We start from the raw sequence: 20,673 nt of genomic DNA on the forward strand, positions 1-20,673 counted from the left end.
ACAAAGAGAACGAGGAGAAAGACGATGAAAAAATGGTTGGGCATGATGCTGGCTACGTTGTTGCTGGCCGGTTGTGCGAACAATCCCTATGGCAACCCCTATGGGTACAACAGCAGCCCTTTGGGCAATAGCAAAACCACCACCGACACTGCTGCAGGCGCCGCCTTGGGTGCCGTTGCCGGTGCTGTGATTGGCAACCAATCCGGCAGCCCCCTGACGGGAGCGGCGATTGGTGCCGGACTGGGGGGGCTGGCAGGCTATGCAGTCTCCAAAAACCAACAGCAACAGCCGGCCAACTGCCCACCGGGATACAACTGTATCCAGAATACCCCACCCCCCTCCTGCCCGCCGGGCTACACCTGCAACCCGCAGTAACGGATGCAGGAATGCGACACATGGGATCTGCCACCCTGGCGTAGTCTCGATCTGGAGGCCCGGCTGCGCTGGGCCTTGGCCCCAGAAATTCCTGATCTGTACCGGCAGGCCCTGGCCCGGGAGCAGTGGGTGCAAACCCGCTGCTACTTTGCCCGGCGCCAGGATCTCCGGCCCAGCGAAGTGGCTCAGTTTGCCGCAGACGACGACTATGTGATTCGTCTGTGCATTGCCAAGCGCCCCGATCTGAGCCCCGAGCAGGTCGCGGCCTTCTGTAGCGACAGAGACCCCAATGTGCGCTACGCGATCGCCCGCAATCCTCTTCTCAACGAAACCCAACGACAGATGCTTTTGCAGGATCCGGACGAGGTCGTCCGTCAAGCAGCAGCCAAGGGTGCCCGCCCCAGCCAGACCCGGCAACGCCAGGGCCAAGCGGCACTCTACCGTTAGCCGGTAATCGGCATGGCAAACAGGCTGCTACGCAATCTGAGTCTGCGTCAGTTACAGATTTTTGCAGCGGTAGTGCGGCTTGGTGGTGTTGGCAAGGCGGCAGAGGAGCTCTTTGTCTCCCAACCCACCATATCGATCCAGCTGAAAACCCTGGCAGAAACTCTGGGGGAGCCGATTTTTGAAAAAGTCGGACGGGGCCTGCGCCCGACCCCCGTCGGCGAGGACCTATACGCCTGCTGCCGCAGCATCTTTCAAAGTCTGGACGACCTGGAGACGGCCATATCCGAACGTCACGGTCTGGCGCGTGGCCATCTGCGTCTTGCCGTCGTCAGTACGGCCAAATACATTGCCCCAGAATTGCTGGGCGCCTTCGGCGAACGCTATCCCGGAATCGATCTTTTCCTGCAGGTTACCAACCGCGACCGCATCCTCGAGCGCATGCAAGCGGGCGAGGACGACGCCTACATCATGGGCGAGCCACCGCAGGAGGATTCTTCCATCGAATCCATCGCCTTTGCCTTGAACCCGATCGTGGTCATGGCGCCGGCCAATCACCCTCTGGTAGGCAGGATTTCCATTCCCCTGGCAGATCTGGCAAACGAGCCCTTTCTCTTTCGCGAACCGGGCTCTGGTACGCGTAAAGCCACCATGCGCGTCTTCGAGCAAGAGGATTTTCACCCCCATGTGCGCATGGAACTGGGCAGTAACGAGGCGATCAAGCACGCCATCATCGGCCATCTGGGGATTGCCGTCCTGTCCTTGCACTCGCTGTCGCTGGAAGGCACGCAAGGGCCCGTTCGCGTTCTCGATGTCCAGGGCTTTCCGATTTTGCGGCAATGGTACCTGGTCTATTCCAAGGAAAGGCCACTCTCCTTGGCGACGCAGGCATTCCTGCAGTTCGCCCGGCAAAAGGAGGGGGAAATCGGGGAACGACTGGAACAGATCTGGCCGACCATAAAAAAATCCCTCGCGCCGGGCGTCGAGGGATCAGGAACGTAATCTGGCTTTTTTACATGGCGCGTGTCTGCCATCCCCCTCCCGGCAACCGCTCGTGCAATGTGCTGTCTTCATTGATCTGGAAGAGGATGATCCAGCGTTTATCGACCAGATTCGTCAGCACCGCGTGGGCAGCGATGATCTGATCCATAGCCGCTTGCGGCGCCTCGATGAACACCGACAAGCGCAGCGGCTCGTGGCGCAGCTCGTAGCCATCGAGTAGCGACTGCACGGCCAGACCCACACGCAGATCGCCACCGTTACCCTCGAGAACGCCGACCAGCCCACCGACGACATTGTGCAGCACCTTGTTACCGCTACCCTGGCGCAGGTTGTCCACCGTCGAGCCGTAGTACTGCAGATTGATCCAGCTCGCCACCACCAGTGGTGCGGTCATGATCAGGGTCAGGACGGCAAAATCGGCGTCCTTTTTCGCGTCGTAGTCGTGCAGAAAGGCGCGACCTGCCAGATTGGCGCCCGCCGTGCGCCAGCGCGGTGCGGCGATGAAGGCCGCATTACCCGCCAAGGCCCACTCCGGACGCACCTGCGACCAGTCCTTGCCCCGCCAGGTCAGCAAGCGTTCGGCCTGTTGCGAGTCACTTACCCCGGGGACGAGCTTGGTGATCCGCTCCAGGCGGGTGAGATCCCCAGCACGCTGCAGGGCCTCGCGTACCTCCTGCAACAACTCCGGTGCTGGTGCCAGCGAAGACGGATACAACTGCGTCTGGTCCAGGGTAGTGTCGTGCATACCCGCCAGGAATACGGTGTCGGAGGGGATAGCTATCCCTCGCTGCCGCAACCCGCTGCGTACCGCCGCATCGTTGAGCAGGTCGACGGTCACCCGGGCGCTGACCTCCCCGGTCTGGCCGGCACAGGCGCCACAGTCAAGACCCGCTCGGTGGGCATTGTTGGTGGTCGTGCTGCCATGTCCAAACAACAGTACCAGCTCGGCAAAGCTTTGCGTCAGCCCCAGGCCGCGCAGGATTTTTTCGGCAAGCTCCGTCTTGGCCTCCGCCTTGGCTTCCGCGTTACCGGTGAAAGCCGCATCGGCAAGCACCGGATGCACCTGGCGCATCTCGTCCGCGCTCAGCCCCGCCTGATCCGGTGCCTGGGAGGGTTGTTGCCAGCCTAGGCTTTCGCTCAACATACGGAAGCCATAGGCCACTCCAGAGGACTCCACGAAGGAAAAGCAGGACGCTGCCGCAGTCTTGAACTGTTTCCATTCCGCCCGCCGACGCAGGCGTCCGAGGCGCTTCTTCTGGAGATTGCCGGGCAGCGACTCCTGCGCCGTCATCTGGGCGGGCAGCAGGACCGGGAGATGACCACGGGCATGGCATTCTCCCGCCCGCTGGTACTGCAACGGCACCCCGAAAAATCCGGCAAAGCCGATGGTCTGCGCATCTTCCATAACCGACTCGAGGTGGCGCCGAAAGACCTCCGAGCGCACGTCGATGCAGAAGGCCGCCTGCAAGCGGGGACGCGTGGCAGACGATACCGGTGAGTCCTCCCGACGGCGATGGAACTGCCGCGCAATCCCCTGGCGAAAGTTCTTTTCCAAGGCACGCAGGCACGCCTCGCGCAGATCCATCTCCCGTTGTAATGGCTGGATCTCACCATGTTGCCAACGACGTAGCCCGTTACGCCACTGCTTGCGCTTCTCTGGGCTGGCAAAGGCGTGCAGCATCGCCTCCCAGACCAGGCGGATGCTCAAGAGCTCCGGCAGATCGCTGCGACTTTTCCCCTGCAACTCCGCCTGCCAAACCTGGTAGCGGCACCAACTGGCCCAACCACCGATGGACTTCAGCAAGGCGAGAAGGTAGTCGGAGAGCAGTCCATCGGGGATCTGCAGAATTTCCAGGGCCCACTGGCGCGCCGCCGCGGATTCCCTCGGTACCTGCAGCAGGATCCGGCGGATATCGCCAATGCCGATGACACTGGCGCTGCGATTGCGCAGTGCATACTGCCGCCAAGCATCGAAGAGCCCCTGTTCGTCCGCCGCACCAGGACGCGTCCAGGCCGCCTGGCCGCGATCATAGTACGCCGCCAGAAACTGTCCGATCTGATCGAGCAGGAAGTCTTCCAGGGCCGGGGCATCCGGTCGGTGCAGGACATTGCTGAGCAGGGCCAGCGGCTGCGTCGGTGGCGTCTCCTCGCGGCGAAGATAGCGATGCACCTCACTGCTGCTCAGGGTCTGAGCGAAATCCGCGGCCGCCGCCTGCACGTCCTCGATGCGCATCTTGCCGGCTTCCCACTGCTGGCGAAACCAGGAGCGGTCGAGGAAGAGTTTTTCACCGGAGAGACGGTGCAGATATACCGCCGTCTCGGCAAAATCCTGTTCCACGAAGCCCCAATAGGGGTTGACGGCAACAAAGGAGTCCAAAGGCCAAACCGGCGCGATGCGGGCACAGGCTTGCTGTACAGCCTCTTCCCACTGCTTCTGCATGATCTCTTCTTTCATCGTCCACCTCCCGCAGTATTCGTGATCTCATCAGACTCCAGGGTCGCAAACTCCATCCTCGGTCCCTGTTTTTCGACGGCAAACTTCTCTGGCCATAGCCGATAGGCAATCCTCTCGATCCAGAGGTCTACGTAGAGGCCGTTATACAGGGCCACATAGAGACTCTGTTGCCAGGCTACCGGCAGCTGCATCCTTCCCGGCCCCTGAATCCAGGAGAGGAACAGAAAGGTCAGCATCACCCAGGCGGCAAAGACCTGGTAGTGGACGGAATTGCTGACGGTGACAGCGAAATCCGGCCCAAAGAAGCCATGAAAGAGTATGTGCAGCACGTAGTAGACCAGCATCATCAGTACCGCCAGAACGGCTGCGCCGGCACGGCTACCCCAGCTGGGAAACAGCGCCCCCTTGATGAAGATCTGCGACATGGCGATACCAATGATGACCACAATCGCGAGGGTCACCGGGTGCCCGAGAGGTTGCAGCGCAAAAGCCAGGGCCAACCCCATAGACGCCGCCAAACCCAACAGCGTACCGAGAAGCCAGGTCGCAAAGCCGCCCTTCTCTGCCTGCGGCTTCAGCTGCCGTAACTGGTCCACCCCACTACTGGAACTGAGGAAGGCGTGCGCCTTGTACAAGGAGTGTCCCAACAAGTGCAACAGGGCCAGATAAAAGAGCCCCAAACCCAATTCCAGCAACATGAAACCCAACTGTGCCACCGTCGACCAGGCCAGAGAGGACTTGATTGCCGTTTGCGTGATCATGACCAGCGAGGCAATCGCCAGGGTCAGCAAGCCAATGACTCCCAAAAAGAGCAGAGCAGACTCCTCGCGCAGGAGCAGCGGACTCATGCGCATGGCGACAATGGCACCACTATAGACCACACCGGCGTGCATCAAGGCCGAAACCGGGGTTGGCGCTTCCATGACCTGGATCAGCCAGCCATGGAAGGGGAACTGGGCACTTTTCAGGATCACCGCAAAGACCAGGAACCAGGCCGCCAGCTGCAACTGCCAGGGGAAGGCTGGAGACTGGGCAAGGACAGCGATCTTGCTGAACTCCAGCGTTCCCGCGCCAATCGCCGTCAGGCCGCTGGCGAGCAGCAGAAAAAGATCGGCAGCACGACTGAACAGTGATTTTTTGTGCGCCGCCATGATCGCCTTGCGCCGGTCGTCATAGAAATCGAGAAGACGGTGCAGGCTGAAGCCCGTGGCAATGATCGCCAGGGTGAAGAATCCCAGGTTACCGGCAATAGTCACCAGCAGAAAAAAACCGCCGGTGAGGGCAAGGAGACGAAAGAAGCGTGCCTGCGCCCGGTCGCCGTCCAGATATTCGACACTGAATCGCGCCAGGATCATCAACACAAAGGACACCAAAGGCGCCAGCAACATGGTCATGGCGTTGAGCTGCACCGACAGGTCGAGATGCGCCGCAGTGGCCGGCAAGGGCAGTGCGAACAGGACAAAGTCTCCCTGTGCGCCCAGGGCGTAGCCCACGACTGCTGCCAGCGCAAGCAAAAATCCGGCGATGGAGACAAACTGGATCCGCGCCCGATAGCGCTGCGCCGAGACCACTCCGGGAAGCGCCTTGGGCAGGGCAGCCAAGATGTACAAAAGCGGTGTGATCAACAACAGACCGCCCGTGACGGCAGTCAAGAGGTTGGTATTCATGGAGGATCTCCTGCTTGTACCCGATATTGGGCACGAGCAGAGAGTATCCAAGATACATATATAGAATATAATTTTTTATTATAAATTATTATATTTACTATAATCTATGTGTTTCGCGCTTGGCTTGCTAGCAATAGTGGTGAGACACTGCGGCTATCTGTTGCCATGGAATGTCGTGACTCGTTATGGGCAGAACCCGGTTAGAGGCCTTCAGCGACGCCGTCATCGCCATCATCATCACGATCATGGTGCTGGATTTGCGGCCACCTTCGACCCCGACCCTCGGCGCCCTGCTGCCCGTGCTACCGGTGTTCGTCAGCTACATCCTGAGCTTTGTGTACATCGGCATCTACTGGAACAACCACCACCATCTGTTGCACCTGTGCCCCAAGGTCAATGGCCGCATTCTCTGGGCCAATTTGCACCTGCTCTTCTGGTTGTCTCTCTTCCCCTTCATGACCGCGTGGCTGGGGGAAAACCACTTTGCCGCCCTGCCCGCGCTACTCTACGGTATCGTCTTGCTGGCCGCCGCCCTGGCCTACTGGCTGCTCCAGCGCCAGATCATCGCCTTTCAGGGCGCGCAATCGCAGCTGCGCGCGGTCCTTGGCCGCGACTGGAAGGGAAACGCTTCGCCGGTATTCTATACGCTAGGCATCGGCGCTGCGGCGCTGGGTCACCCCTGGCCGGCTTTGGCGATGTATGTGCTGGTAGCATTCCTCTGGTTGGTCCCCGATCGCCGCATCGAGCGGGCGTTGCAGGAAAACGCCTCGGAGTGAGGGTTCAGCAGCTTCCCCCACGGCACAGCCAGGCATCGCGCACCACCCCATCACTACCCAGAACCACATGCAACTCGCCCTGCTGACGCAGGCGTTGCCGCTCGGCGGCACCAAAACCGATTTCTTCCTCGAAATCGACCAGACAGCTGAGCAGATTCTGGTCCTGACCGCTTTCTACCAATCGACACTGGCAGTGGGCGCCATCCCGCACGGCCACCCCGCCAATACTGGTAAAGCTGGCCAGCATTTGGTGCGCATCCAGATAATCCAGGATTCTCTCCTGCACCTGCGACTCATCCCACAGCGCCATAGTCATCTCCTTGGGACGAAAGCCCCACTTCGCTTCTCCGCTGCTTTCAGCATAGTGCAGTCGTGGGCGATTTTCTTTGCCTAGATCCGTATCCCAGGCCTCGGCGCGACGGATCTGCCAGGCACGTTTTTCTTGACTATACTCTTAGCAAAGTCGCAAGGAGAGCCGAATGCCCCTGCACCATGCCGCCGCCGTTGCCGTATTTGCCCTGCTCGCACTGGGCCTGTTGCTCGGGCTGTTGATGCTGGCACGCTACCTGGGCGGCCGCCATCCGAGTAGCAACAAGGACATCCCTTTCGAAAGCGGCCTGGGCGTCAGTACGGCCACGCATCCCGCTACTCCCATTCGTTTTTATCTGCTGGCGGTTTCCTTCCTGGTCTTTGAGCTCGAAGGCGCCTTTCTGTACGCCTGGGCGGTCGCTTTTCATGGTCTGCCACCGGCGGCACTCTGGGGTGGGATCGCCTTTCTCGTCATTCTTGCCCTGGGCTGGCTCTACGAATGGGCGATGGGAGGCCTACGATGGACATGAAGCGTGGGCCACTGGCCTTCTTTGCCGGACGACTGGATGAGATCATTGCCTGGAGTCGCGCTGGTTCGCTGTGGCCGCTCAACTTTGGCACCTCGTGCTGCTTCATCGAGATGGTGGCGGCGCTTACCCCGCGACACGACCTGGCCCGCTTTGGCGCCGAGGTGATCCGCAGTTCGCCACGGCAGGCGGACGTGCTGATCTGCTCCGGTACCGTCTTTGCCAAGATGGCGCCGATGATCGTCGAACTTTATGAGCAAATGCTGGAACCCAAGTGGGTAATTTCGATGGGCTCCTGCTCCAATTCCGGGGGTATGTATGACGTCTATAGCGTGGTACAGGGGCTCGATCAGATCCTGCCGGTGGATGTCTACGTGCCGGGCTGCCCGCCGCGCCCCGAGGCCCTGATGGATGGCTTGCTGCTCTTGCAGCGGAAGATTCGCGCCCGCCCGGCCCGGGTTCTGGCGCAGGAGAACTGATGCTGCTCGCCGAGATCCTGCAGCGCCGCTTCGCCGCTCATCCTGCCGGTGACGCGCGCGACGAGCTGCCGGATTTCTGGCTACCGGAAAGTCAGATCCTCCCCGCCTTGGCCTACCTCCGGCAGGAGCGCGAGCCCGCCATGCGCCTTCTCTTCGACCTGACCGCGCGGGAAGAGGAGACTGCAAGCGGAAGTCAGCTCTGCCTGATCTACCACTTGCACAGCCTGCAGCCCGGCGACTGGCTGCGTCTGCGTGTGTCCCTGACGGGCGAAAAGGCGCCCAGTTGTTGTGCGATCTATCCCGCGGCCAACTGGTATGAGCGGGAGATCTATGACCTCTTTGGCATCGTCTTCACCAGGCATCCCGATCTGCGTCGCATCCTGCTGAGCCCAGACTGGGAGGGACACCCCCTGCGCAAGGCCGAGCCTCTCCGCGCCACCGAGCGCCCGCCCCTGCGCTTTGAGCGCGGCTGCCTGCAGGAGCAGCTCGCCGTCTACAATCCCGAAGACGCCCCCGGCGAAGGAGAAATGCTGCTCAATGTCGGGCCGCACCATCCCGGCACCCACGGCATCCTGCGCTATCGCCTGCGTCTGCGCGGCGAGCGCGTCGTGAGCGTCGATCCCGACATCGGCTATCACCATCGCGGCGTCGAAAAAATTGCCGAGGGACACAGCTACCACAATTTCATCCCCTATACCGATCGCGTCGATTACCTGGGTGGCGTACTCGGCGAGTGGCCCTACCTGCGCGCCGTCGAGACCCTGGCGGACATCCGCGTGCCCGAACGCGCCGAAGGGATCCGCACCCTGCTGGCAGAGATTTGCCGCATCGAGTCGCATCTAGTCTGGTTGGGCAGTTATGGCAATGACCTCGGCACCATGGGTCCGGCGTTTTATGCCTTTCGCGACCGCTCCCTGCTCCTCGATCTGATCGAAGACTTCACCGGCGGACGCCTGCATCCGCAGTTTTTTCGCATTGGCGGGGTAGCCGAGGATTTGCCGGAGGACTGGCAAGAAAAGCTGCGCCCAGTCCTTGATCGCGTCGAAGCCGGCCTGCGCGATACCCAAGCGCTCAGCATCGATAATGACATCTTCCGCGCCCGCACCCGCGGCATTGGCCAGGTGAGTACCGCCATGGCCGAGCGCTGGGGAGCGACCAGTATCGTCCTGCGCAGCACCGGCAGCGCCTGGGATCTGCGCAAAACCGAACCCTACGGATTCTATCCGCAATTGCAGTTTGCCGTGCCCACCGCCAGCGACGGCGACGCCTGGAGCCGCACCGCCCTGCACCTGGAAGAGATTCACGAGAGCATCACTATCCTGCGCCAGCTGCTGAGGATGATGCCCTCCGGCCCGGTGCTCGCGCGCGATGCTGCCGAGGCGCTGATGCCCAAGGACCGCACCCTGCAAGACATCGAGACCCTGATCCACCACTTCGAGCAGATGGCGGCGGAATTTGGCCCACCCGCCGGGGTGGCCCTGGGGCTGGGGGAGTCGGCGCGCGGGATGCTGGGGTATTTTGTCTGCAGCGATGGTGGCCCGCGCCCGCAGCGCCTGCGGGTGCGCACAGGCTCCTTTCCGCATGTGCAGATGATCACCGAGCTGGGGCAGGGTCTCGCCATTCCCGACTTCATCGCCAGTATTGGATCCTTGGATTATGTCCTCGCCGACCTCGACCGCTGAAAGCGTACCCACAACCCTGCTCAGCCGCTTGCAGCAGGTGGTGGAACATGCGGGCAGCCATCCGGAGGCCGCCGTCTGCGATCTGTTGCGCATCCTGCAGGCGGAACACGGCTGGATCGATGACGAGCGACTGCAGCTGGTAGCGCGTCTCTGCGGCATCAGCCCGGTGCGGGTGGAGGAACTCTGCACCTTTTATCCCCTGGTGTTGCGCGAGGATCCCGGACGCCATGTGCTGCGCATCTGTGACAGCATCGCCTGCCATCTTGCCGGCGCACCCGGATTGTTGCGGATGGCGGTGGCGCAGAGCGGCGTGCCCCTCGGCCAGAGCAACGGGCACTACAGCGTCCTGCCGCATGTCTGCCTGGGCCTCTGCGAGCGCGCGCCAGCGGCCTTTGTCGATGGCAAGAACACGGTTGCGCCCCTCAGCGCCGAGGCCCTGCGCCAGCTACTCCAGGGCTGGGAGCGCGAGTCATGAGCATTCAGCCCCTCAGTATGCTCTTTGCGAGTGACGATCCGGCCAATCTCGACGCCTATCGCGCCGTGGGGGGCTACCAAGGGCTCACGCAGGCGCTGCAGATGTCTCCGGCAGATTTGATTGCCCTGGTGGAAAAATCCGGTCTGCGCGGCTGTGGTGGCGCGGGCTTTCCGACCGGTGTGAAATGGCGCCTGCGCGGCCTCGATGCCCCCGAGCCCCGTTATCTGGTCTGTAACCTGGATGAGACCGAGCCCGGCAGTTTCAAGGATCGCGCCCTGCTCTTTGGTGCCCCCCAGCAGATTCTCGAAGGCATGCTGATCGCCGCCCATGCCTTGGGGGTGCAGGAGGCGGTCATTTTCATCCGCGGCGAATATACGGCCGGTGCCGAGGTCTTCGCCCGCGCCCTGGCCGCTGCCGAGGCGGCGAAATTGCTGGACCTGCCCGCCGGCCGGCTGCAACTGGACATCCATCTCTCCCTCGGACGCTACATCTGCGGGGAGGACTCCGCCATCCTCAACGCCATCGAGGGACGCCGCCCTAACCCCCGCAAGAAACCACCCCACATCTCCCAGAAAGGACTCTGGCAGCAACCCACCACCGTCAACAATGCCGAATCCTTTGCCCAGTTGCCTGGGATCCTGCGCGAGGGCGTCGAGACCTATCAGGGCTGGGGGGCCAATGGCGGGGTGGGGACCAAGCTCTACAGCGTCTGTGGGCCAGTGCAGAAGCCGGGGCTCTTTGAGCTACCCATGGGTACGACCCTGCGCGAGATTCTCTACGAACATGCGGGCGGGCCGCTGCCAGGACGGGAAATTCGCGGCGTACTGCCCGGGGGCGCCTCGACGCCCTTCGTCCAGCCCCAGGATTTCGACACCCCGATGCATTTCGATGCCATGGCGAGAATCGGCTCGCGCCTGGGCACCGGTGGTTGTATCGTCCTGGATGATCAACACTGCCCCCTCGATTTTCTCGTCGCCACCACCCGCTTCTACGCCCGCGAATCCTGCGGCTTTTGCACCCCCTGCCGCGAAGGTCTTCCCTATCTACTATGGTTACTGGAGAGGATCGAAAGAGGAGAAGGCGAAATGCGCGATCTCGAAAAAATCGAAACTCTGGGCAAGGAGATCGCCCCCAACAGCTTCTGTGCCTTGGCCCCGGGTGCCCTGATGCCGCTGCTATCGGGGATGGTGATCTTCCGCGACGAGCTCGCCGCACATGTGCAGGAAGGGCATTGTCCCTACGCGGTGCGCCATGGCTGAGGTCTTTTACCTGGATGGCGAGGCGATCCCCTTCCGCGCGGGGCAGAATGTCCTGGAGGCCGTCCTCGCACATCGGCAGGAAAGCAGCATCCCCTATTTCTGCTTTCATCCGGCCATGGGCAGCCTGGGAGCCTGCCGCCAGTGCGGGGTGATGGTCTATCCCCACGACGGCAAGCACCCGCCGCGCCTGACCATGGCCTGCCTGTTGCCCGCCAGCCGCGATCTGCAACTGGGGCGAGCAGAAGCCAAGGTACAGCACGAACACCAACTGATCAGCGAACTGCTGATGCGCAACCACCCCCATGATTGCCCGATCTGTGACGAAGGGGGCCAGTGCCACCTGCAGAACATGACGGTGGCGAGTGGCCATGCCTACCGCGAATACGAACCAGAAAAACGCCGCTATCAGAGTCAGGAGCTGGGTCCCCTGATCCGTCAGGAGATGAATCGCTGCATCACCTGCTATCGCTGCGTGCGTTTCTATCAGGATCTGGCGGGCGGCGAAGACTTTGGCGTTTTCGGCTCACGCGATCGGGTCTTTTTCGGTCGTCTGGAGGATGGTCCACTGGAAAGCCCCCTCGCCGGCAATCTCGCCGAGGTCTGCCCCACCGGGGTGTTTACCGACAAGGTCTACCATCAGGACTACCTGCGCCCCTGGGATCTGGAGGAAAGCGCCGGCATCTGCCCACACTGTAGTATCGGCTGCAATACCCGACCCGGTGCCGCCCGCGGCCACCTGCGGCGCGTCCGCCAGCGCTGCCATGGCGAAATCAATCCGCATTTTCTCTGTGACCGCGGCCGCTATGGCTTTCGCTACGTCGCCGCCGAGGATCGGCCGCGGCAGGCCCAGGCCGGGGGGCGCCGCCAGGATGTCGACAGCGTCCTCGACCGACTTGCGGCACGCCTGGCGGAAGGGCGTAGCGCCTTCCTCGGCTCGCCGCGAGAGGATCTCAACAGCAATCTGGCCCTCTTTGCCCTCGCGCGTGTCCTCGATGCCCCCTTCGCCGCCTTTTTCGAGCCCTGGGAGGAAGCCAAGGCACGCGAGATCCTGGCCCTGCCACACCCGCCAGGACCGGCCAGGATTTCCGCCTATGCAGAGATTCTCGTCATCGGCGCGGTGGATCGGGTCGCGCCCACCCTGCCTCTGTTTCTGCGCGCGGCGCACGACCGCGGCGCGGCCATCAGCCTCCTGCGCTGCCTGCCCAGTCCTCTGACGGCGCTGGCTGGCGAGGATCGTCTGTTACCCCCGGCGGATCTGCTCGATGCTGCCTGGGACTGGCTGGGACAACGCCATCATCGGCCTTTCCTGCTGCTTATCGACAGCGAGTCGGTGGGGCCCGAACTCCTGCACCTGTTGCGCCGGGAAATCGGCACCTGGCCGGATGGCAGTGGCATCCTGCCGGTCTATCGCCAGGGCAACCTTCCGGGCGCCTCCTTTTACGCCGTCGATGGTCACGCCAGCCGTCTGCGTACTGCCCTTGCCGGGCACGACTATGACCATCTGCTGGCCCTCGGCCAGGACCCGCAGGAAATGGATGGGCCCTGGTGGCGGAGCCACGGCGACATCGATCTCAGCCTCATCGATCACCGCCGCAGCCTATCCTGGGACGATGCTTGGCTGACCCTGCCCTGCGCGGCGTTGAGCGAGCGCCCGGGGCTGTACTACAACGGTGAGGGGCGGCTGCAAGCGGCGGCAGTGGCCTACACCCCGGCACGGGAAGAGCGTCACTGGCGCCCGGAGCTGGGGCCGTTCCCGCTGGCGGCGGGGGGTGCCCTGCGCGAGGAGCTCCTGCCCAGTCCCGTAGAGCTCTGTCGCGCCCTTGCCGAGCGCCTCGGGCTTTCCGAACGCTGGCAGGAGCGTCTGCGCTTCCATCGTGATTTTCTGCTGCGTTCCGAACCTCGGCCGGGGGACCCTGGCGTGTTTCTGCCGGAAGAGCTGCGCGCCCGCTTCCGTCTGCACTCGGCGCCCCCACCCCGCGCCACGGACCAAGGCTGGAGCGTTTGCCGCTTCAGCCATTACAGCGAGGAAGAGCTCGCCAACGGCGCGCGGGAACTGCACAGCCTGGCCCCCGCCAGTGCTGCCTGGATCGCTCCCGGGCAGCAAGATGCGCGACAGGTGCGACTCCGCGCCGCCGATGGCACGAGCCGAACCCTGCCGCTACGCGAACTGCCGGACATGGCGGCGGAGGTCCTCGCCATCCCGCGTGCTGAACTCGTTTTCCTGGGCCTGCGCCCGGGCGACGGCGTCGATCCAGAGTGGCTGGACTGATGCTGTTCTTTGCGCAAATCGTCGCCATGTTCGTCACCCTGCTGGTGCTGCTGGGCATTGCTGGCTTTCTCGTCTTTGCCGAACGGCGGGTGTTGGGCCTGCTGCAAAATCGCCTGGGGCCCAACCGCCTGGGTCCTCTGGGAGTTGGGCAAGCATTGGCCGACGCGCTGAAGCTGCTCTGCAAGGAGGATTTCGTCCCGCCTTTTGCCAGCGGCCTGCTCTATCGCACGGCCCCAATTCTGGTCGCCTTCAGTGCCTTGGCGGGCTTTGCCGTGCTTCCCCTGGCCCCGGGCATTTCCTGGGCGGGCGACTGGGAGATCGGTCTTCTGCTCATCCTGGCCCTCAGCTCCCTGCACGTCTACGGGGTATTTCTTGGGGGATGGTCGTCCAACAACAAGTTTGCCCTCTATGGTGCCATCCGGGCCGTGGCCCAACTGATCAGCTACGAACTGCCCATGGGCCTTGCCCTGCTCGCCCTGGTCCTGCTATCCGGCAGTCTCGCCCTGCAGGGGCTCGGTGCGGCGGGTCAGCCGGTGCCGCTGATCGTCTATCAGCCACTGGGCTTTCTGATCTTTTTCATAGCCGGCATTGCCGAGACCCAGCGTCTGCCCTTTGATCTCGCGGAGGCAGAGAGTGAGCTCGTCGCCGGTTATCACACCGAGTACGGTGGTATGCGCTTCGGCTATTTTTTCCTGGGAGAGTACCTTGGGCTGGTGCTCATCGCCGCGCTGATCAGCCTGCTCTATCTGGGTGCCTGGAGTGGCCCCTGGTTGCCGGGCTGGTTGTGGATGTTGCTCAAGACCGGCTTCATCATTGGGATCTTTTTCTGGCTGCGCGCCAGCCTGCCCCGGCCACGCTACGATCAGTTGCTGCATTGGGGCTGGAACGCCTTGCTGCCGCTGGCCATCCTCAATCTGCTGCTGACGGCCATTGCCGCCGCCCTGTGGGGGACGCTATGAGACTGTGGCACGGCCTACTGGCGAGCTTGTGGACGACCCTGCGACAGCTCCGGCGCCGGGACACCCTGGAATATCCGGAGCAGCAGCCCAAACTGGGCGAGCGCTGGCGCGGTCGCCCGATCCTGACCCGCGATCCCGATGGCGAGGAACGCTGTGTGGCCTGCGAACTCTGTTCGGCGGTCTGCCCAACGCACTGCATTGCCCTGGAAGGGGCGGATCGCCCGAATGGCCGCCGCTTTGCGCAGAGCTTTCGCATCAATTTTGCCCGCTGTATCTATTGCGGACTCTGTGAGGAGGCCTGTCCGACGGTAGCGATCCAGCTTTCGTCGGAATTCGCCTTTGCCAAGACTGAACGCGGTGACTTCGTCTACCACAAGGAGGCCCTGCTCATCGACGGCACCGGCAAGCATCCCGAGTACCGCTATTACGACCACGCCGGCGTACGCACCCAAGCCCTCCCAGAGCCGAGAAACTGCGATCCGCGGAGCAACCTGCCATGATCTTCCTCGGCTTTTTCTTGCTCGTCGTGCTTGCCGCCTTGCTGTTGGGGGTGCTCTTGCTGCGCGACGCCATGTACGGGGTAGTCGCCGTTGCCGCCGTCCTGGGCATCCTCGCCATCCTTTTTTATCTGCTCGGTGCGCCCTTTTTGGCGGCGATGGAGATCCTGCTCTATCTGGGTGCCATCCTGGTGCTCTTTCTCTTTACCCTCATGCTCATCGGGCCCGAGGCCCGGGCCGCCGCCGCCCGCCAGAGCTGGCGTAGCGGCTGGCCCCTTGGCGCCCTGCTGCTGCTGGCCTTCGCCCTGGCGCTGGCGGCCCTGCTCTGGCAACAGCAACCCATCACCACTGCGATCCATGCCTTGGGGCCGGCCCTGCTGGGGCGCGCCCTCTACGGTCCCAACCTGTGGTGGAGCGAAGCGGCAGCGGTGTTGCTCTTTGTGGTTATTGGGGCGGTGCTGGTTTTGCATGCCGGGGAGAAAGACCATGATTGAGATCGCCCTGGCTGCCGCCGCCCTGCTCTTCTTTGTGGGTCTGGCCCTGATCCTGCTGCGCCGCAGCTTGGTTTTCTGGCTGCTCGGGGTAGAACTGCTGTTCAACGCCGCTCTGCTGATAGCCCTGGCGGGGGGTGCCCGCTGGCACGCCATCAGCGGTCAGGTACTGGCGCTCTTCATCATGGCCCTGAGCGGCGCCGCCCTGGCACCAAGCCTCGCCTTGCTGCTGCGCGTCCGCCGGGAACTCGGCACCCTCAACGTCGATGGCCTGCGTCTGTTGCGCGAACGGGAGAAGCAAGATGACTGAATGGCTCTTTCTCATCCCGGGCTTTCCTCTACTCGGCGCCCTGATCAACGCCCTTTTTGGCGAACGGCTCGGGCCGCGCTGGTGTGGACGCCTGGCCGCCACCATGCCCTTACTTTCTTCTCTGGTGGTACTCGCTATCTGGCTCGGCCCGGGCGCCGAGCCCGCCCTGCTCGATCGGCTCTGGACCTGGATGGCGGTGGGCGATTTTCGTGTGGATCTGACCCTGCGAGTGGATGACGTGACCCTGGTGATGATTTCCATCGCCAGTTTCGTCGGCTTTCTGATTCACCTGTTTTCGCAGCAATATCTGCGCGGCGACTACGGCGAGCGACGCTACTATTTCTATCTCAATCTCTTCGTTGCCGGCATGCTCATTCTGACCATGGCGAACAATCTCTTGCTGCTCTATCTGGGCTGGGAGACCGTGGGTCTGTGTTCCTATGCATTGATCTCGCATTGGTACCGCGAACCGGAGAATGCCTGGGCGGGGCGCAAGGCCTTCGTCGTCACCCGCATTGGTGATACCACACTGCTGCTGGGCATCTTTTTGCTCTTTGCCCAGTACCATACCCTGAGCATCAGTACCCTTCTAGCTCTGGTCACGGCGCAACCTGCGCCTGCCCTCTTACTGGCGGCGAGTATCCTGATCCTGATCGGCGCCTATGCGAAGTCGGCGCAGTTCCCGTTCCATATCTGGCTGCCGGATTCCATGGCCGGCCCGAGCACCGTATCCGCGCTGATCCACGCGGCGACCATGGTGACCGCTGGGGTCTACCTTTGTATCCGTCTGCTGGGGCTCTTTGCTGCCGTCCCCGGCATGCTCGAGGCCATTGCCGTGCTCGGCGCCTGGACGGCATTCTTTGCAGCCTCCTGCGGTCTGGCACAAGTCGACGTGAAGCGCGTCCTCGCCTATTCCACCATCAGTCAGCTGGGATATATGTTCATGGGGGTGGGCATCGGTGCCCCCAGCCTCGGGCTCTTTCACCTGCTCGTGCATGGCTGTTTCAAGGCCCTGCTGTTCATGGCCTCCGGCGCCATCATTCTGATCTACGCCGACGATCACGACATCCGCCATATGGGCGGTCTCAAATACCGCCAGCCCTTCCTACGCTGGACCTTTCTTGCCGGGGTCTTCGCGCTCGCCGCCGTGCCTCTGATTTCTGCGGCCTTCTACAGCAAGGACGCGATCATCAACGCCAGCTTCCTGGTAGCGGGCGGTGGCGTTCCTTACGCCCTCGGCCTGAGCGGCGCGGTTTTGACAGCAGGTTACGCCTTCCGCCTGTATTTTCTGGTCTTCGAGGGCAAGCCCTCGGAACTGGAAGGGCCGTATCAGATGGGCTGGGGGATGAAGATCCCCCTGGCCCTCCTGGCGGCGGCAAGCATTGGCATTGGCTGGTTGCAGTTTCCGCCCGGCTGGCCTGGACCGCACCTCTGGGTGCACTGGCTGGCCCCCGAGCTGGGACTCCCGCCGCGCCCGATCGGGCTGGAGGGAGGTTTGTTGACCCTGGTGGGGGCCTTGGCCACCTTTCTGGGTATCGCACTCGGTTACTGGGCAGCACGGCGCGAGCGTGCCGGCCGCGGTCTCAGTCGCTGGCGGTTTCTGGCCAGCGGCTGGTGGATCGACGGCACGATCCTGCGCCTCTTCCCTGCCCCCTTCTACGCCCTGGGCAGACTCCTGCGTAGTGGCGTCGAGAATCTGGGTGTGCAGGGACTGGCCCAGGGGGGGCTGCGCGACGGCCTGCGCCTGTCGGCCTATGCCCTGGCCCGCGGCGAAAATGGACTGGCAAGCCGGTATGCTGTGAGCATGATTGCCGGGCTCCTGCTCCTCCTGCTGCTGATCTGGAGCTGGCCACTATGATCGTCTCGCTGCTGGTCCTGCTACCCTGGGGCATCGCCCTGTGGCTGAGCCTGGCGCAGCGCTCGGCCGTTGCCCTGACGATTGCGGGCGCGCTGGCGGAGATCCTGCTCTGCATTCCCCTGCTGGCGGGCGATCCTTCCGCCGTGGTGGCCATTCATCTTCCCCTCCTCGGCGCCCTGTGGCAGCTGCAGGCCAATCCCCTGGCGGATCTTTTTGCCCTGACGACCGCCCTGCTCCTGCCCGTCGCCCTGGCCGTGCAGTGGCACCACGACGAATATCTGCATCTGGCACGGATTCTGGCGGTGCTGCAGGGCGCCCTGATGGGCACCTATTTTGCCAACAACTTCCTCAGCTTCTACATCTTTTACGAGATCGTCGCCCTGGCGGCGGCCTGGTTGATCCTGCGCAGCGGCAAAAAAGACCGACGCGCCGCCCTGACCTTTCTCCTGTATACGGTAACCGCCTCGCTGTTTCTGCTGCTGGCAGTCCTGCCCATTTACCTCAATCGCGGCAACAGTACCGGTATCTATGATTTTTCCTGGATCCAGTTGAGTGGGAGTGACCTCTCCGGACGGATCCAACTGCTGCTCTTTCTGGGGATGCTGGCAGGGCTCGGAGTCAAGCTCCCTCTTTTTCCTCTGCACGGCTGGGCACGCGGAGCTTATGTGCAAAGCGCTCCCGCTGCCGCCCTCTTTCTTTCCGGGGCGACGGTGCTGGCGGGCGTCTATGGGCTGGTGCACTGGGCCGTGCCCCTGCTGCCCCAGGGGGCGCTACTCTTCAGTCCCGCCGGCATCATCCTGGCAGCCATCGGCACCCTCTACGGCGCCTTCCTCGCCCTCAGCACCAGCGAGCTGCGCGAGACCGTTGCCTATAGCAGTGTCAGCCACATGAACCTCGTTGCCCTCGGGATCTTCGCCCTACAGGAGCAAGCGTGGAGCGGCGCGCTCTTTCTCAGCATCGCCCATGCCGTCCTCGCCGCCGGACTCTTTACCGTGCTGGCCGTACTCGAGGCGCGGGGCCTTGGCAGCAACTGGGAGGGTCTGGGTGGACTGTTCCGGCGCATGCCACGCTTCGGTGCCTGGACCCTGCTGTTTTTCCTGATGGCCCTGGGCCTGCCCGGGTTGGGGAACTTTCCTGGTGAGTTCCTGACCCTGCTCGGCAGTTTCCGCGTCCTGCCGCTTTGGGCGGGCATCGCCACCCTGGGCATGATCGTCAACCTGGTGGTCTTCCTACGCGCCTATGAACGCAGCATGCTGGGACAGATCAATCCGCGACTGCCGGCGCAGATTGCCGACCTCGCCCAGCGGGAATGGTGGGTTTTTTTGCTCCTGGGCGCGGCAAGCCTCTATCTGGGTCTGGGTAGCCAAACCCTGCTCGCCGATTTTGCCCAGCTCCTGCCAGTACACAGCCCATTGCTGATCGGGGGTGCGCATGGTCATTAGTGCGACGCTGTGGGCGCCGATCGCCGTTGCCATTGCCGCCCTCCTGGCCTTTTTCTTCGACCTGCATCCGCGCCTTGGCCGTCTTGCCCCGTACTGGGGAGTGCTGGGTAGCCTCGGCGCCGCTGCCCTGGTGCTGCATGGCCGCCTCGACTTGGGCCAGGGTTTCTACTGGGACAGTAGCGCCACGATCCTCGGCACCTATCTGGGCCTGGCCAGTGCCGTGCTCTTTCTGCTCCTGGCCCGTCATCCTTTGCTGCAACGCATGCCCGGGGCCTTTACCGGACTTTGCCTGAGTGTGCTGCTGGGAGCGCTCCTGCTGGTGGGCAGTGATGAGCTGATCGGGCTGTTCATCGGCCTGGAGTTGCAGGTCCTGCCGTTCTTTGCGCTCTTTGTCTGGCCCGGCTCTTCGTCCCGCGCCCTTGAGGCCGCGATGAAATATGCCTTGCTGGCAGCCCTCGCCTCGGCCCTCTTTGCCCTGGGTATCGCCCTGATCTACCTAGGGAATGGTGACCTCGCCCTGAATCCACCGCTGGGGCCGATCAACGGCACCTTCGCCGCGCGCCTGGGCTTTATCCTGCTGCTCGCCGCCCTCGGCTTTGAGCTGGCGGTCGCCCCCTTTCATGCCTGGGTGGCGGATATCTATGCCGGAGCGCCAACCCCGGCGGTGCTGTACCTGGGGGCGGTGGGCAAGGTCGCCATCATGGGAGTGCTGATCAATCTGGCCGGGGTCTCTGGCACCTGGCTCCTGCCCTATCTGGCCCTGGCGGTGCTCAGCATGGTCATCGGCAACCTGCTTGCCTGGCGCACCCCTTCTTTCCGCCGCCTGCTCGGCTACTCGGCGGTTGCGCACGCCGGCTATTTTTTCGCTGCCCTCGCCGCTGGCCCCTTGGGCCTGATCATCGCCACCTTCTACGCCGTGGTCTACGGTCTGATGCATACGGGAATTTTTGGCCCTTTGCTCAGCCTGCCTGAGGGAACTGACGAAATTCCCTGGCGTCACCTGCGCCAGCAGGCACCGCTGGCCGCAGGACTGCTCGCCGTGAGCCTGTTGTCCCTTGCCGGGATGCCACCGACCCTGGGCTTTTTTGTGAAACTTGGCGTCCTGGTAGCCGATATCCACGCCCAGGTCTGGGGTCTTGCCATCGTGCTCATCCTGGGCAGCGCCCTGTCCTTCGCCTACTACCTGCCCAGTCTCTGGCGTCACCCGCACGAGCAACGCAGTCTGGCGCTCTGGCAACCTGCCATCCTGCGCTTGTATGCCGCTGCGGGAATGCTGCTGCTCGGTCTCGGCTGGCTCCTGTTTCCGCTGTTCCTGGGACAATAACCCGGTTGGCAGCGCCGGGCAGATACTGCATAGTCGCATACTTTCCCATGCTGGAAGCCGAGAAAGCCTGTAC

20 protein-coding genes are annotated in these 20,673 nt (G+C 63.0%); 17 read left to right on the forward strand and 3 right to left on the reverse strand.

Annotation, left to right across the window (positions count from 1 at the left end; all coding sequences use genetic code 11):
* The first annotated feature begins 24 nt into the window (after positions 1–24).
* From ACQAYK_RS10825 to ACQAYK_RS10835, 3 genes are read left to right on the forward strand one after another with little or no spacing between them, the layout of a single operon-like run.
* Positions 25–375 (forward strand): glycine zipper domain-containing protein, encoded by a 351-nt coding sequence (locus ACQAYK_RS10825; RefSeq protein WP_255789744.1) that lies wholly within the window; start codon positions 25–27, stop codon positions 373–375.
* A 3-nt stretch (positions 376–378) separates the two neighbouring features.
* Entirely contained in the window at positions 379–822 is a 444-nt protein-coding gene (locus tag ACQAYK_RS10830) for a hypothetical protein (RefSeq protein ID WP_255789745.1), read from the forward strand.
* Between the two features lie 12 nt (positions 823–834).
* The gene (locus ACQAYK_RS10835; RefSeq protein ID WP_255789746.1) at positions 835–1,821 is read left to right on the forward strand and encodes a LysR family transcriptional regulator; all 987 of its coding nucleotides are present in this window, start codon (positions 835–837) and stop codon (positions 1,819–1,821) included.
* Between the two features lie 10 nt (positions 1,822–1,831).
* On the opposite strand, the gene ACQAYK_RS10840 is transcribed toward ACQAYK_RS10835, so the two are convergent.
* A complete protein-coding gene (locus ACQAYK_RS10840; protein WP_480082177.1) occupies positions 1,832–4,276 on the reverse strand; it encodes a YbcC family protein in 2,445 nt (814 codons plus the stop codon).
* Positions 4,273–5,943 (reverse strand): proton-conducting transporter transmembrane domain-containing protein, encoded by a 1,671-nt coding sequence (locus ACQAYK_RS10845; protein ID WP_255789748.1) that lies wholly within the window; start codon positions 5,941–5,943, stop codon positions 4,273–4,275. Before ACQAYK_RS10845 ends, ACQAYK_RS10840 begins: the two co-directional genes overlap by 4 nt.
* A 185-nt stretch (positions 5,944–6,128) precedes the next feature.
* Here ACQAYK_RS10845 and ACQAYK_RS10850 point away from each other — a divergent pair, with 185 nt between their 5' ends.
* On the forward strand, positions 6,129–6,719 hold the full coding sequence (locus ACQAYK_RS10850; protein WP_215873063.1) for a TMEM175 family protein: 591 nt from the start codon (positions 6,129–6,131) through the stop codon (positions 6,717–6,719).
* Between the two features lie 4 nt (positions 6,720–6,723).
* Here the strand turns inward: ACQAYK_RS10850 and ACQAYK_RS10855 are convergent, their stop codons facing one another.
* Positions 6,724–7,029 carry a hypothetical protein gene (locus tag ACQAYK_RS10855; RefSeq protein ID WP_215873064.1) on the reverse strand — a complete coding sequence of 102 codons (306 nt, stop codon included), beginning with the start codon at positions 7,027–7,029 and terminating at the stop codon, positions 6,724–6,726.
* A 169-nt stretch (positions 7,030–7,198) separates the two neighbouring features.
* On the opposite strand from ACQAYK_RS10855, the gene ACQAYK_RS10860 reads away from it, so the two are divergent.
* From ACQAYK_RS10860 to ACQAYK_RS10920, 13 genes are read left to right on the forward strand one after another with little or no spacing between them, the layout of a single operon-like run.
* Entirely contained in the window at positions 7,199–7,558 is a 360-nt protein-coding gene (locus tag ACQAYK_RS10860; protein ID WP_215873065.1) for an NADH-quinone oxidoreductase subunit A, read from the forward strand.
* Positions 7,549–8,034 (forward strand): NADH-quinone oxidoreductase subunit B, encoded by a 486-nt coding sequence (locus ACQAYK_RS10865; RefSeq protein ID WP_215873066.1) that lies wholly within the window; start codon positions 7,549–7,551, stop codon positions 8,032–8,034. Before ACQAYK_RS10860 ends, ACQAYK_RS10865 begins: the two co-directional genes overlap by 10 nt.
* Positions 8,034–9,716, forward strand: coding sequence for an NADH-quinone oxidoreductase subunit D (locus tag ACQAYK_RS10870; protein WP_215873067.1), 1,683 nt, complete (start codon positions 8,034–8,036; stop codon positions 9,714–9,716). The genes ACQAYK_RS10865 and ACQAYK_RS10870 overlap by 1 nt, the downstream gene beginning before the upstream one ends.
* Positions 9,691–10,191 carry an NADH-quinone oxidoreductase subunit NuoE family protein gene (locus ACQAYK_RS10875; RefSeq protein ID WP_215873068.1) on the forward strand — a complete coding sequence of 167 codons (501 nt, stop codon included), beginning with the start codon at positions 9,691–9,693 and terminating at the stop codon, positions 10,189–10,191. Before ACQAYK_RS10870 ends, ACQAYK_RS10875 begins: the two co-directional genes overlap by 26 nt.
* Positions 10,188–11,450, forward strand: coding sequence for a complex I 51 kDa subunit family protein (locus tag ACQAYK_RS10880; RefSeq protein ID WP_483167574.1), 1,263 nt, complete (start codon positions 10,188–10,190; stop codon positions 11,448–11,450). Before ACQAYK_RS10875 ends, ACQAYK_RS10880 begins: the two co-directional genes overlap by 4 nt.
* The gene (locus ACQAYK_RS10885; RefSeq protein ID WP_483167575.1) at positions 11,443–13,719 is read left to right on the forward strand and encodes a 2Fe-2S iron-sulfur cluster-binding protein; all 2,277 of its coding nucleotides are present in this window, start codon (positions 11,443–11,445) and stop codon (positions 13,717–13,719) included. Before ACQAYK_RS10880 ends, ACQAYK_RS10885 begins: the two co-directional genes overlap by 8 nt.
* Positions 13,707–14,678 carry an NADH-quinone oxidoreductase subunit NuoH gene (gene nuoH / locus ACQAYK_RS10890; protein WP_483167576.1) on the forward strand — a complete coding sequence of 324 codons (972 nt, stop codon included), beginning with the start codon at positions 13,707–13,709 and terminating at the stop codon, positions 14,676–14,678. The genes ACQAYK_RS10885 and nuoH overlap by 13 nt, the downstream gene beginning before the upstream one ends.
* A complete protein-coding gene (gene nuoI / locus ACQAYK_RS10895) occupies positions 14,675–15,178 on the forward strand; it encodes an NADH-quinone oxidoreductase subunit NuoI (RefSeq protein ID WP_483167577.1) in 504 nt (167 codons plus the stop codon). The genes nuoH and nuoI overlap by 4 nt, the downstream gene beginning before the upstream one ends.
* Entirely contained in the window at positions 15,175–15,669 is a 495-nt protein-coding gene (locus ACQAYK_RS10900) for an NADH-quinone oxidoreductase subunit J family protein (RefSeq protein ID WP_483167578.1), read from the forward strand. Before nuoI ends, ACQAYK_RS10900 begins: the two co-directional genes overlap by 4 nt.
* Positions 15,662–15,976, forward strand: coding sequence for an NADH-quinone oxidoreductase subunit NuoK (locus ACQAYK_RS10905; protein WP_483167579.1), 315 nt, complete (start codon positions 15,662–15,664; stop codon positions 15,974–15,976). Before ACQAYK_RS10900 ends, ACQAYK_RS10905 begins: the two co-directional genes overlap by 8 nt.
* Positions 15,969–17,834: an NADH-quinone oxidoreductase subunit L gene (nuoL, locus tag ACQAYK_RS10910; RefSeq protein ID WP_483167580.1), complete on the forward strand. Its 1,866-nt coding sequence runs from the start codon at positions 15,969–15,971 to the stop codon at positions 17,832–17,834. The genes ACQAYK_RS10905 and nuoL overlap by 8 nt, the downstream gene beginning before the upstream one ends.
* Positions 17,831–19,276, forward strand: a complete 1,446-nt coding sequence (locus ACQAYK_RS10915) for a complex I subunit 4 family protein (RefSeq protein ID WP_483167581.1) — start codon at positions 17,831–17,833, stop codon at positions 19,274–19,276. Before nuoL ends, ACQAYK_RS10915 begins: the two co-directional genes overlap by 4 nt.
* Positions 19,266–20,600: an NADH-quinone oxidoreductase subunit N gene (locus ACQAYK_RS10920; RefSeq protein WP_483167582.1), complete on the forward strand. Its 1,335-nt coding sequence runs from the start codon at positions 19,266–19,268 to the stop codon at positions 20,598–20,600. Before ACQAYK_RS10915 ends, ACQAYK_RS10920 begins: the two co-directional genes overlap by 11 nt.
* The last annotated feature ends 73 nt before the right edge of the window (positions 20,601–20,673 follow it).

Origin of the sequence: Acidithiobacillus sp. AC3, assembly GCF_050261095.1 — a bacterium.
Classification (GTDB): domain Bacteria; phylum Pseudomonadota; class Gammaproteobacteria; order Acidithiobacillales; family Acidithiobacillaceae; genus Igneacidithiobacillus; species Igneacidithiobacillus copahuensis.

Bases quoted from the DNA above. Each gene is read 5' to 3' on its own strand.
- ACQAYK_RS10825 (WP_255789744.1), top strand. From the start codon at position 25: ATGAAAAAATGGTTGGGCATGATGCTGGCTACGTTGTTGCTGGCCGGT.
- ACQAYK_RS10830 (WP_255789745.1), top strand. From the start codon at position 379: ATGCAGGAATGCGACACATGGGATCTGCCACCCTGGCGTAGTCTCGAT.
- ACQAYK_RS10835 (WP_255789746.1), top strand. From the start codon at position 835: ATGGCAAACAGGCTGCTACGCAATCTGAGTCTGCGTCAGTTACAGATT.
- ACQAYK_RS10840 (WP_480082177.1), bottom strand. From the start codon at position 4,276: ATGAAAGAAGAGATCATGCAGAAGCAGTGGGAAGAGGCTGTACAGCAA.
- ACQAYK_RS10845 (WP_255789748.1), bottom strand. From the start codon at position 5,943: ATGAATACCAACCTCTTGACTGCCGTCACGGGCGGTCTGTTGTTGATC.
- ACQAYK_RS10850 (WP_215873063.1), top strand. From the start codon at position 6,129: ATGGGCAGAACCCGGTTAGAGGCCTTCAGCGACGCCGTCATCGCCATC.
- ACQAYK_RS10855 (WP_215873064.1), bottom strand. From the start codon at position 7,029: ATGGCGCTGTGGGATGAGTCGCAGGTGCAGGAGAGAATCCTGGATTAT.
- ACQAYK_RS10860 (WP_215873065.1), top strand. From the start codon at position 7,199: ATGCCCCTGCACCATGCCGCCGCCGTTGCCGTATTTGCCCTGCTCGCA.
- ACQAYK_RS10865 (WP_215873066.1), top strand. From the start codon at position 7,549: ATGGACATGAAGCGTGGGCCACTGGCCTTCTTTGCCGGACGACTGGAT.
- ACQAYK_RS10870 (WP_215873067.1), top strand. From the start codon at position 8,034: ATGCTGCTCGCCGAGATCCTGCAGCGCCGCTTCGCCGCTCATCCTGCC.
- ACQAYK_RS10875 (WP_215873068.1), top strand. From the start codon at position 9,691: ATGTCCTCGCCGACCTCGACCGCTGAAAGCGTACCCACAACCCTGCTC.
- ACQAYK_RS10880 (WP_483167574.1), top strand. From the start codon at position 10,188: ATGAGCATTCAGCCCCTCAGTATGCTCTTTGCGAGTGACGATCCGGCC.
- ACQAYK_RS10885 (WP_483167575.1), top strand. From the start codon at position 11,443: ATGGCTGAGGTCTTTTACCTGGATGGCGAGGCGATCCCCTTCCGCGCG.
- nuoI (WP_483167577.1), top strand. From the start codon at position 14,675: ATGAGACTGTGGCACGGCCTACTGGCGAGCTTGTGGACGACCCTGCGA.
- ACQAYK_RS10900 (WP_483167578.1), top strand. From the start codon at position 15,175: ATGATCTTCCTCGGCTTTTTCTTGCTCGTCGTGCTTGCCGCCTTGCTG.
- ACQAYK_RS10905 (WP_483167579.1), top strand. From the start codon at position 15,662: ATGATTGAGATCGCCCTGGCTGCCGCCGCCCTGCTCTTCTTTGTGGGT.
- nuoL (WP_483167580.1), top strand. From the start codon at position 15,969: ATGACTGAATGGCTCTTTCTCATCCCGGGCTTTCCTCTACTCGGCGCC.
- ACQAYK_RS10915 (WP_483167581.1), top strand. From the start codon at position 17,831: ATGATCGTCTCGCTGCTGGTCCTGCTACCCTGGGGCATCGCCCTGTGG.
- ACQAYK_RS10920 (WP_483167582.1), top strand. From the start codon at position 19,266: ATGGTCATTAGTGCGACGCTGTGGGCGCCGATCGCCGTTGCCATTGCC.